We start from the raw sequence: 10,576 nt of genomic DNA on the forward strand, positions 1-10,576 counted from the left end.
GATGGGAATTCAGGGAACGATATTGGTCGTGGATGACGAAGTCCGGTCGCAGGAGGCGCTGCGGCGCGTCCTCAACCAGGATTTCGAGGTCCTGTGCGCCGGCAACACGGCGGATGCCGAGAAGCTGCTCGAAGGCGAGATCGTGCATGCCGTGATCTGCGACCAGCGCATGCCGCAGGAATCCGGCGTGAGCTTCCTGAAGCGCGTGCGCGAGATGTGGCCCGATCCTGTCAGGATGATCATCTCCGGCTATTCCGATTCCGAGGACATCATCGCCGGGCTCAACGAAGCCGGCATCTATCAGTATATTACAAAACCCTGGCAGCCGGATCGGCTGGTCGAGATCGTGCGCGAGGCCGTCCAGCTGTATCGGCTGCAGAAGGAGACGGAGACCGCGGGTGTCGACGTCAAGGCGACGCCGGCACACATCAAGAAGGTCGTCTCGGTCAAGCGCGGCGCCGCCAAGCAGCTCTACGATTTCGACCGCATCGTGCATTCGGCGGCAAGCCCGATGCGCAACGTGATCGAGCTCGGCCGCCGCGCGGCCGACTACGACATCTCGGTGCTGATCACCGGCGAGTCCGGCACCGGCAAGGAGCTGCTCGCGCGCGCCATCCACTATGGTTCAGCGCGCGCCACCAAGGCCTTCGTCGTCGAGAATTGCGGCGCGCTGCCCGACGAGCTGCTGGAGAGCGAGCTGTTCGGCTGCAAGAAGGGCGCCTTCACCGGCGCCTATCAGGACCGCATCGGCCTGTTCGAGGTCGCCGACGGCGGCACCATCTTTCTCGACGAGATCGGCGAGACCTCGCCCGCGTTCCAGGTCAAGCTGCTGCGCGTGCTGCAGGAGAGCGAGATCCGGCCGCTCGGCGCGCAGCGCGTCCGTCAGGTCGACGTGCGCGTGGTCGCCGCGACCAACCGCGATCTCGAAGCCGAGGTCGAGTCCGGCCGTTTCCGCCGCGACCTCTATTACCGGCTCGCCGCATTTCCGGTGCATATGCCCTCGCTGCGCGAGCGCCCGATGGACATCCCGCTGATCGCCGAGGGCGTGCTGGCGTCGGTGAAGACCTCGTTCAACCGGCCGCATCTGCGCTTCGCGCCGCAGGCGCTGGAGGAGTTCTCCAGATATCACTGGCCGGGCAACGTCCGCGAGCTGCAGAACGAGATCCAGCGCATGGCCGTGCTGGCCGATGCCGACGAACTGCGCTGCCCGCCCTTCGCCGGGCGGCGCAACGGCCGCCGCGCGGCCCCCGCCGCCGTCAACGGCAAGCTGAACGGCCATGGCAGTCTCAAGGATCGGGTCGAAGATCTCGAAAAGACAATCATTGTCGGCTGTCTAGAAAAATACGAGGGTAACATCAGCCGCGTCGCCAGCGAGCTTGGCCTGTCCCGGGTCGGCCTGCGCAACAAATTGTCGAGATACGATCTGAAGAAAAATGGCAAAGGCCACGCATTCTCCTGAGTCGTCCGGGGCGGACACGCTTTTGAAGCTGATCGCCAGCAGCAGCACGCTCGAACTCGACAGCGAGCGCGAGGGCGTGTGGATCGAAGTGATCCGCAAGATGGACGAGGTCTATTCCGACCTGCTGCGCTACGAAGTCGATCTCGAGCACAAGAATGCCGAGCTCGAGGAAGCCCAGGCCTTCGTCACCAATGTCATCGAGTCGGTCTCGGACATCCTCGTCGTCTGCGACGCCAGGGGGAACGTCCAGCAGGCCAACTCGGCCTTTCAGCGGAATTCGGGCCGCATCCTTGCTGACATCGCCGGTCGCAACATCGCCGAGATGATCGATGTCGATCATCACGGCAAGCTCGGGGCGCTGCTGCAGCCGCGCAGCAGCGCCGAGGTGGTCGATGGCGAGCTGCGCTTCGCCGCAGCCGGCGGCAGCTCCGACCTGTTCGCGATCAACAGCTCGCCGCGGCACGACCATCGCGGCCGCTTCATCGGCGTGGTCTTGACCGGGCGCCCCATCGGCGAGCTCCGTCGCGCCTACGAAGCCCTGCACAAGGCCCACCAGGAGTTGCAGCGGGCGCAGCGGCAGCTGGTCGAGCAGGAGAAGATGGCGAGCCTTGGCCGACTCGTCGCCGGCGTCGCGCATGAGCTGAACAATCCGATCAGCTTCGTCTACGGCAATGTTCACACCCTGATGCGCTACCGCACGTCGCTGGTCGGCTATCTCGATGCGGTCCATGAGCAGCCGATCTCCGACGCGGTCGCAGCGTTGCGCAAGGATCTGCGGATCGATGCCATCCTGGAAGATTTCGGTCCGCTGATCGAAGGCACGCTGGAAGGCGCGGTGCGGATCAGCGAGATCGTCAAGAACCTGCGCCGGCTGTCATTCTCCAAGCTCGGCGAGGTCGAGCGGGTCAACATCGAGCGGCTGATCAACACGGCGGTGCTGTGGGCGGGACGTACCAAGCAGCACCGCGTCGACATCCAGATCGAGGTCGAGCCCGATCTGTGGATATCCGGCAACGAAGGCCAGCTGCATCAGGTGATCGTCAACCTGGTCGAGAACGCGATCGATGCGATGCGCGCGATCGAGCTGCCGCGCCTTGTCGTCACGGCGTCGCGCCAGGGCAGCGAGATCGCATTCAGGCTCACCGATAATGGTCCGGGCATCGACAGGGATCATCTCAGCCACATCTTCGAGCCGTTCTTCACGACCAAGCGCGTCGGCGAAGGGACGGGTCTGGGATTGTGGATCAGCTACGGCATCGTCCGCGAGCATGGCGGCGAGCTGGTCGCGAGCAACGAGCCTGATGGCGGCGCCACGTTCTCCTTCGCCCTGCCGGCGGCTGGCTGATCGCTCGTCGCTGCGACCGCCGCCGCTGATATCAGGATGCGGTCGCGACCGGCACGCGATCGCGCTGCTTCGACAGTCGCGCCAGCAACACGGTGGCTGTTCGCGTGATGTGCTGCCGGGCGAGATCCTCGGCCTTCTGCGCATCGCCGGCGATGACGGCGTTCAGGATGTCCTCGTGCTGGTCCCAGATCCGCCGCGGGGTCTCGTCGCGCATCAGCACCTCGCCCATCAGCCGGCGCAGATGCAGCCAATGCGGCTGGGTGGTGTCCTGGATCACGGAGTTGCCGGAGATCTCGTAGAGGAACTCGTGAAACTTGACGTCGGCCTCGATCAGCTTCTCGACCGAGTGCTCGCGCTCGGCGCGGCGGCCTTCCTCGATCAGCCTGGGACCCTCTTCGGCCGCCCGCTCGGCGCCGCGGGTCGCCGCCAGCCCGCAGGCGAGGCCCTCGGCAACGGCGCGGATTTCATAGAGATTGCGGATGAAGTCGGTGTCGATCGGTGCAACCTCGAGGCCACGTCCGGGCGCCTCGCGCACAAAACCATGGTTGCGCAGCAGCAGCAGCGCCTGCTGCACCGGCTGGCGCGATACGCCGAGGTCGCGCGCCAGATCATCCTGGATCAGCCGTGCGGACTCCGGCAGCTCTCCGCCAACGATATCGGAGAGGATTCGCTGGTAGACACGTTCCGTCAGGCTCGGCTGGGTTTTCAGCGGCGGCACGCGGCCTCCTGCAACGATTCAAACGTCAGGTTCCGTCCGTGATCGGATGCGATCGAGCGCCTGCCTGGCGCCCCCGTCTCCGCTGGTGGACGCTGCATCTTGCTCATAACGACATCTTGCGTCCCGAGAGCGTGCGCCGCTGCTTCGGCCTGTCGCCCTGCTGAGCTTCGATATGGTGGATGAAGACGCCAGCGGCGCGTGCGATGTGGTCGCGGCTCAGCCGTTCGGCCTCGGTGCTGCGGCCCTCGATCACGGCGGCGAGAATCTCGGCGTGCTCGTCCCAGACCGTCAGGGACATGCCTTCCTCCTTCTGCAGCACGTCGGACATTACGCGCTTCAGATACGGCCAATGCGGCGCCATCGTCTCGTCGATCAGCACATTGCCCGAGAGCTCGCTGAGAAAGCGGTGGAAGGCGATATCGGTCTCGATCTTGCGGCCGACCAGTCCGCTTCTGGCCGCCTCGCGGCCGGCGGCGATGTAGGCCGGACCTTCGCGCGCCGCGCGATCGCTCGCACGTTCCGCAGCGAGGCGTGCCGCAAGGCCTTCGATCACCGCGCGCATCTCGTAGAGATCGCGGACAAAGCCAGGGTCGAGCGGCGCCACGATCAGCCCGCGGCCGGGCGCGCTCTGCACCAGCCCGCAGCCGCGCAACAGCACCAGGGCCTGCTGAACGGGCTGGCGTGACACGCCATAGGCCTGGGCCAGATCATCCTGGATGAGCCGGGAGCCGGGCGCGAGCACGCCGCTGACGATCTCGTCAGTGATCGCTTCGACGACCTGGTCGACCAGGGAGGGGGCAGGGGACACGATTCGCATGAGCCATCACATTTTAGCGAAGAATAACACGCCAAGCGTGAAAATCTAATTGCGACGAATTCGAATTCAGAGTACGAATTCAAAAATAAGAAGCCAAGTTAAAACGGCTTTCATATGATCGGGGAGGGCGTCCGTGTCGGATCAACCGGCTCGTTCGAAGCGTGACCAGAGCTGCTCGGCGCCCTCGGAGGGCAGCGTGCGCGGCGGGCTGATTGTGGCTGTGTTGCGCGGGCTATCGGTGGTGTTTGCTGCCATTGTCGTCGCGATGGCGACTGTACCCGCGTCGGCCGGTGAAGGTCTGACGTTGTCCGATGCCTGGGTGCCTGCGGCGCCTGAGGTCGGTCGTGACATCCCCCTGCTGGTGACGATCAGGAACGACACGACGTCGCCCGAAGCCCTGATGCGCGTGCGTTGTCCGATCGCGAATTTCTCCGAACGCCACACCGTGGATCGCGGCGAAGGCGCGCCGGCCATGCGCTCGATTCCCAACATTCCGATTGCCGCGGGCAGCACGCTGGTGCTGCTGCCGACCGCCTATCACGTGATGCTGTTGCAGACCCGCGAGCCGCTCGAGCCCGGCAAGCGCTTCACCTGCACGATCGTTTTCCAGAAGGCTGGATCCATCGAAACGGAGGTCGAGGTTCGCAAGTCCCCCTGAACTTGCAAGTCCCCTGAACTTGTCTGTCGCCTGCTGCCTCTTCGCTGCAAGCTTTGCGGAGCGGTTTTCGATCGAGCTCATAATCAAGAATGGGAGAAGGAAACGATGAGGAATCACGTCAGGTCAACATTTCGGGCGGTGCTGCTGGCCAGCGCAGCCATTGCCTGTTTCCAGCTCGGCTCTGCGGCGCGGGCCGCCGATGAGATCACGCCGGAGCGGCTGCTCAATGCCGACAAGGAAGCCGGCAACTGGCTGCATCATCACAAGAACTATTCCGGCACCCGCTTCTCGGCGCTGAAGGAGATCAACAAGGACACCGTCAAGAATCTCAAGGTCGCCTGGACCATGCATCTCGGCGGCGTCGAGGGCGGCGGCATCTGGAGCCATGGCGGCCTCGAAGGCACGCCGATCGTCGAGAACGGCATGATCTATGTCACCGACGGCTGGGGCTCGGTCTACAAGATCGATGCGCGCGGCGGCAAAGGCCAGCTGGTCTGGAAGATGGATCCGAAGACGGATCACGACTGGGCCGGCGCGGTCGCCTGCTGCGGCGTCGACAATCGCGGCGTCGCGCTGTGGGGCAATCTCGTCGTCTCGCATACGCTCGACGGCCGCCTGATCGCGACCAACAAGGAGACCGGACAGGTTGCCTGGCAGCGCCAGGTCGCCGATCCAGACAAGGGCGAGGTCATCACCGGTGCGCCGCTGATCGTGAAGAACATGGCGGTCTCGGGCGTGGCCGGCGCCGAATACGGCATCCGCGGCTGGATCGCGGCGACCGATCTGTCGACGCAGAAGGAAGTCTGGCGCACCCACACCATTCCGGCGAAGGGCGAGCCCGGCAGCGAGACCTGGAAGGACAGCAACGACGCCGCTGCGGCCGGCGGCGGCTCGACCTGGGTGACGGGCACCTACGACCCGTCGACCGACACCATCATCTGGGGCGTCGGCAATCCCGGTCCGGACTGGGACAACGCCTATCGTCCCGGCGACAACCTCTACACTGACAGCTCGCTGGCCCTCGATGCCAACACCGGCAAGATCAAGTGGCACTATCAGCACACGCCGAACGACCCCTACGACTATGACAGCGTTGCCGAGAACGTCCTGGTCGACGTGCCCGCGCCGAACGGATCGACCCTGAAGCTCGCGCTCGAGGCGGACCGCAACGGCTTTGCCTATGCGATCGACCGCACCAACGGCAAGTTCCTCTGGGGCCTGCCCTTCGTCAAGAAGGTCACCTGGACCAAGGGCCTCGATGCCGAGACCGGCAAGCCGATCGAGTATGATCCGAAGAACCCGGTGCAGCGCTACAATGCGTCGGTCACGCCGCATCGTGAGAACAAGGTGGCGGACATCTGCCCCGGCAACATGGGCGGCAAGAACTGGCCGCCGACTGCGTACAATCCGGATCTGAAGCTCTGGTACATTCCGGTCATCGAGAGCTGCAACCGGATCACCGTCGAAGAGTCGACCAAGGACAAGCTGAAGGCGCGCGAGTTCTGGACCGGCGGCGGACCGAGCCAGCCGTTCAAGATCACCGGCAGCGTCACCGCGATCGACGTCACCACCGGCAAGATCGCCAGCAAGATGGAGACGCCGTTCCCGAATCTCGGCGGCATGCTCGCCACGCCCGATCTGGTCTTCTCCGGCCAGCCCTCGGGGGAGGTGATGGCGCTCGACGGCAAGACCCTGCAGAAGCTCTGGGAGTTCAACACCGGCGGCGGCGTCAATGCGCCTCCCGTGACGTTCTCGGTCGACGGCAAGCAGTATATCGCGATCCTCGTCGGTCTCGGCGGCGCCTGGGACAAGTGGTTCATCGAAGCCACGCCCGAGCTGAAGAAGATCCAGCCCGGCTCGATGCTCTACGTCTTCTCACTGTGATGTCGCGAGGGGCGGAGGCGAAAGCGCCTCCGCCCCTTCCTTTTTCCACGTTCGACAAGATGATCCGATGAGATTCAGTCCGATTCCGTCCGCAATGGCGTTCGCCTTTGTCGTTCTTTCGGCGCCGCTCGCGTTCGCGCAGTCCGCCGCGCCGGCTGATCCGACCGAGGCCGGCAAGGCGGTGTTCAAGCGCGCGAACTGCGTCGGCTGCCACAAATGGCACGGCAACGGCGGTGGTGGCTATGGCGGCGACGCGCTGTCGCTGCGCAAGACCGAGCTCAGCCGCGAGCACATCATCGAGACCGTGACCTGCGGCCGGCCCGGCACGGGCATGCCGTACTTCGCGCGCGGCTCCTATGATACGAGCAAATGCTACGACATGAATCGCCAGGACGTCGGCGAGCGCGTGCCGCCCGAAGGCGGCACGTTCCTGCGGCCCAACGATATCGAAGCGGTCGCGGACTATGTGCTCGCGCATATCAAAGGTCGAGGCGAGCCGAACTACGACGAGTGCACCACCTTCTTCGGCACCACGTCGCGCGTCTGTGACATCTACAAGGCCAGTGCCACCAAGCCCGCAAGCGAGCCATCGAAATGAAACCGTTCACCTGTGCGGCGATCTTCGCCACGTTGCTGTTATCCGTCGTGATGCCTGCGGCCTCCGCGCAGGCCGTGCCGAGCTACGACCTGCGCGACATCACGGTCGGCATGCCGGTCGGCGACCTGCCCAATGACGGCTATGTCAATCTGGTCTGCGCTGGAGATCCGGACCGCAAGCTTGATGCGTGGTCGTCGTGGCGCAACTGTCCGGCCGATGACCAGACGCGTCGCGCTGTGCGGTTCGAGTTCGATCCCGAGACCAGCCAGGACGGCACCAAGGTTGCCGGTCACCCGGTGCTGCTCACGGCGGTCATCGACGACAAGGGCAAGGTCTCCGGTCTCACGATCGAGACCGACCCGAAGGCGCGCCTCTACATCCGCAAGAAGGCGTTCCTGCTCGGCAACCAGGTGAAGTCGCGCTACGGCGCCGACGGCTGGGATTGCAAGGAGCAGCAGCCGACCGCGAGCGAGCAGCCGGTGGGCGGCGTGTTCCTGCGCGAGGTCTGCAAGAAGAGCGTGCCCGGCCGGATGCTGACCGTCGAGCGCGAGCTGTTCCGCAAGCCTGATCAGGATGCCAAGAGCTTCGTCGATCAGACGCGGATTCAGATCACGACGCAAACGAACTGATCCAGACTTTCGAGGTCCCGCTCCGGCGAGGCCCGATCGCAGTCGCTACGCTTGCAGGCGCCGGGTACGGAGAGTTGCCGGAGATGCAGGTGGCCGTCTGTCGCACGGCATTGATCATCCTCTCCGGGAGAACGCGCATGAGCTGGACTGCCCCCAAGATCGTCGAAGTCCCCGTCGGGATGGAAATCAACATGTACGCCTGCGCCAGCAGGCAGGCGGCTCAGCGCAAGAGCTGATCTGAATATCGCCGTGACAGCGACCGCAAATCCTTGCCGTCGCTGTCACGGGCCGAGACTGCAATTCACCAATCACGGCAGCGTGCGGGCGATGGGGCGCCGCACGGCCGAGATGAGCCGGAACGCCGATGGGCGTTCGCTTGAGCGCAAATCCGTCCCGTAAGGAGGTTCTTGGCAATGGCGAAACTCAGTATCAACGGCAGAGACGTCTCTGTCGACGCGGCGAACGACACGCCGCTGCTATGGGTCATCCGCGAGCAGTTGCAGATGACCGGCACCAAGTTCGGCTGCGGCGCTGGGCTGTGCGGCGCCTGCACGGTCCATGTGAACGGCGAGGCGGTGCGCTCGTGCCAGACCATGGTCGGCGACGTCACGAACAAGAAGATCACCACCATCGAGGGCCTGTCGCAGAAGGGCGATCATCCGCTGCAGAAGGCGTGGATCGCCGAGCAGGTGCCGCAATGCGGCTACTGCCAGTCCGGCCAGATCATGCAGGCGGCCTCGCTGCTCGCCAAGAACACCAGCCCGAGCAAGGAGGAGATCGTCGCGCATATGGACGGCAATCTCTGCCGCTGCATGACCTATTCGCGGATCCAGAAGGCGATCTCGCGCGCCGCCTCCGAGATGCGCACCGCGTCCAACGTCACCTCGAGCGAGCGGAGCCCCACATGAACACGCATGTGAAGACCACCGCAGGCGAGCGCCTCGCCACGACCGATCTCAGCCGCCGCTCGTTCCTGGTCGGCACCGCCGCCACCGGCCTCGTGCTCGGTTATGCCGGGCTTTCCGACAGCGCGCTCGCGGCTGCTGCGCCCGCCAACTTCGAGCCCAGCGTCTGGTATGCGATCGCACCCGATGGCCTGGTCACCGTGACCTGCGGCAAGGCCGACATGGGCCAGCACATCGCCTCCACCATGGCGCAGATCGTCTGCGAGGAGCTCGGCGCCGCCTGGAAGGACATGCGGGTCCAGCTCGCCTCCAACGATCCGAAGTTCAACGATCCCGTGCTTGGCGCCCAGATCACCGGCGGCAGCTGGAGCACGATGATGAACTTCGACGCCATGAGCCGCGCCGGCGCCGCCGGCCGCATCGCGATCACCGAGGCCGCCGCCTACGCGATGGGCGTCCCGGCGAAGGAGCTCGTCGTGCGCGACTCCGTCGTGATGCATCCGAAGTCCAAGAAGCAGATGACCTATGCCGAGATCGTCAAGAGCGGCAAGATCACCAAGAGCTTCACGCCGGACGAATTGAAGGCGCTGAGCTTGAAGACGCCCGATCAGTACACCATGATCGGTGTCTCCGTGCCGCAGCTCGACATTCCGTCGAAGACCAACGGCACGGCGAAATACGGCATCGATACGATGCTGCCGGGCATGGTCTACGGCAAGGTCGTGACGCCGCCGGTGCGCTTCGGCGCCACCGTCAAGTCCGTCGATGACAGCGAGGCCAAGAAGGTCCCCGGCTTCATCAAGGCGGTGACGCTCGACGACAAGACCGGCTCGACGTCGGGCTGGGTGGTCGCGGTCGCCAGCACCTTTGCGAATGCCAAGAAGGCCGCGGACGCGCTCAAGATTACGTACGACAAGGGCCCGCACGCCAATGTCAGCACCGACAGCATCATCACCGAGGCGATGCGGCTGCAGGCGCAGGACGATGCCGGGCAGTTCTTCGTCAAGGACGGCGATCCCGCCGCCGCCCTGGCGGGCGCGGCCAAGGTGTTGGAGGCGGAGTACACCACCAGCATCAACATCCACGCGCCGATGGAGCCGATGAACGCGACCGCCGAGTTCAAGGGCGACATCCTGCACATCTACTCCGGCAATCAGTTCGCGACCCGCTCCGGCGCGATCGCGGCGGGAGCTGCCGGGATCGACCCGAAATATGTCGTGATGCACCAGGCCTGGCTCGGCGGCGGCTTCGGCCGCCGGCTCGATGCCGACATGATGGTGCCGGCGGTGCAGGCGGCCAAGGCTGTCGGCAAGCCGGTCAAGGTGATCTACTCCCGCGAAAACGACATGACGATGGACTACTCGCGGCCGCTCACCTATCAAAAAGTGAAGGCGGGGCTCGATAGCAACGGCAAGCTGATCGCGCTGAGCCACGACGTCGTCTCGGCCTGGCCGACCGCGCGCTGGGGTATTCCCGACTTCCTGTCGCCCTCGGTCGACAAGAAGGGCCCGCTCGACTCGTTCACGGTCAACGGCGCCGACTTCTTCTACACCGTGCCCAACC

Annotated in this window: 11 protein-coding genes; 9 read left to right on the top strand and 2 right to left on the bottom strand. The window is 64.9% G+C overall.

Annotated features, from left to right (window positions below; genetic code table 11):
* Position 1 precedes the first annotated feature (1 nt).
* Positions 2 to 1,459 carry a sigma-54-dependent transcriptional regulator gene (locus QQL87_RS35570; protein ID WP_284423760.1) on the top strand — a complete coding sequence of 486 codons (1,458 nt, stop codon included), beginning with the start codon at positions 2 to 4 and terminating at the stop codon, positions 1,457 to 1,459.
* A complete protein-coding gene (locus tag QQL87_RS35575) occupies positions 1,434 to 2,804 on the top strand; it encodes a sensor histidine kinase (protein ID WP_284423761.1) in 1,371 nt (456 codons plus the stop codon). Before QQL87_RS35570 ends, QQL87_RS35575 begins: the two co-directional genes overlap by 26 nt.
* A gap of 31 nt (positions 2,805 to 2,835) precedes the next feature.
* Here QQL87_RS35575 and QQL87_RS35580 read toward each other — a convergent pair whose 3' ends face one another.
* The gene (locus QQL87_RS35580) at positions 2,836 to 3,522 is read right to left on the bottom strand and encodes a GntR family transcriptional regulator (RefSeq protein WP_284423762.1); all 687 of its coding nucleotides are present in this window, start codon (positions 3,520 to 3,522) and stop codon (positions 2,836 to 2,838) included.
* A gap of 103 nt (positions 3,523 to 3,625) precedes the next feature.
* Complete coding sequence (locus QQL87_RS35585) at positions 3,626 to 4,339, bottom strand: GntR family transcriptional regulator (RefSeq protein ID WP_284423763.1); 714 nt, start codon at positions 4,337 to 4,339, stop codon at positions 3,626 to 3,628.
* Positions 4,340 to 4,472: 133 nt separating this feature from the next.
* Here QQL87_RS35585 and QQL87_RS35590 point away from each other — a divergent pair, with 133 nt between their 5' ends.
* The 7 genes from QQL87_RS35590 to QQL87_RS35620 all read left to right on the top strand — a co-directional run.
* Positions 4,473 to 4,997, top strand: coding sequence for a copper chaperone PCu(A)C (locus tag QQL87_RS35590; protein ID WP_284423764.1), 525 nt, complete (start codon positions 4,473 to 4,475; stop codon positions 4,995 to 4,997).
* Between the two features lie 105 nt (positions 4,998 to 5,102).
* Positions 5,103 to 6,881 carry a PQQ-dependent dehydrogenase, methanol/ethanol family gene (locus tag QQL87_RS35595; protein WP_284423765.1) on the top strand — a complete coding sequence of 593 codons (1,779 nt, stop codon included), beginning with the start codon at positions 5,103 to 5,105 and terminating at the stop codon, positions 6,879 to 6,881.
* Between the two features lie 67 nt (positions 6,882 to 6,948).
* Positions 6,949 to 7,479, top strand: a complete 531-nt coding sequence (locus QQL87_RS35600) for a c-type cytochrome (RefSeq protein WP_284423766.1) — start codon at positions 6,949 to 6,951, stop codon at positions 7,477 to 7,479.
* Positions 7,476 to 8,108, top strand: coding sequence for a hypothetical protein (locus tag QQL87_RS35605; RefSeq protein WP_284423767.1), 633 nt, complete (start codon positions 7,476 to 7,478; stop codon positions 8,106 to 8,108). The genes QQL87_RS35600 and QQL87_RS35605 overlap by 4 nt, the downstream gene beginning before the upstream one ends.
* A gap of 137 nt (positions 8,109 to 8,245) precedes the next feature.
* The gene (gene pqqA, locus QQL87_RS35610; RefSeq protein WP_284423768.1) at positions 8,246 to 8,344 is read left to right on the top strand and encodes a pyrroloquinoline quinone precursor peptide PqqA; all 99 of its coding nucleotides are present in this window, start codon (positions 8,246 to 8,248) and stop codon (positions 8,342 to 8,344) included.
* A 177-nt stretch (positions 8,345 to 8,521) separates the two neighbouring features.
* Complete coding sequence (locus tag QQL87_RS35615; RefSeq protein ID WP_284423769.1) at positions 8,522 to 9,016, top strand: (2Fe-2S)-binding protein; 495 nt, start codon at positions 8,522 to 8,524, stop codon at positions 9,014 to 9,016.
* A partial coding sequence (locus QQL87_RS35620; protein WP_284424136.1) for a xanthine dehydrogenase family protein molybdopterin-binding subunit occupies positions 9,013 to 10,576 on the top strand: 1,564 nt, incomplete at its 3' end. The genes QQL87_RS35615 and QQL87_RS35620, both read left to right, overlap by 4 nt.

This window comes from Bradyrhizobium sp. SSBR45G (assembly GCF_030159255.1).
Lineage (GTDB): Bacteria > Pseudomonadota > Alphaproteobacteria > Rhizobiales > Xanthobacteraceae > Bradyrhizobium.

Coding starts and splice junctions, on each gene's coding strand:
- QQL87_RS35570 (WP_284423760.1), top strand. CDS start 2: ATGGGAATTCAGGGAACGATATTGGTCGTGGATGACGAAGTCCGGTCG.
- QQL87_RS35575 (WP_284423761.1), top strand. CDS start 1,434: ATGGCAAAGGCCACGCATTCTCCTGAGTCGTCCGGGGCGGACACGCTT.
- QQL87_RS35585 (WP_284423763.1), bottom strand. CDS start 4,339: ATGCGAATCGTGTCCCCTGCCCCCTCCCTGGTCGACCAGGTCGTCGAA.
- QQL87_RS35595 (WP_284423765.1), top strand. CDS start 5,103: ATGAGGAATCACGTCAGGTCAACATTTCGGGCGGTGCTGCTGGCCAGC.
- QQL87_RS35600 (WP_284423766.1), top strand. CDS start 6,949: ATGAGATTCAGTCCGATTCCGTCCGCAATGGCGTTCGCCTTTGTCGTT.
- QQL87_RS35605 (WP_284423767.1), top strand. CDS start 7,476: ATGAAACCGTTCACCTGTGCGGCGATCTTCGCCACGTTGCTGTTATCC.
- pqqA (WP_284423768.1), top strand. CDS start 8,246: ATGAGCTGGACTGCCCCCAAGATCGTCGAAGTCCCCGTCGGGATGGAA.
- QQL87_RS35615 (WP_284423769.1), top strand. CDS start 8,522: ATGGCGAAACTCAGTATCAACGGCAGAGACGTCTCTGTCGACGCGGCG.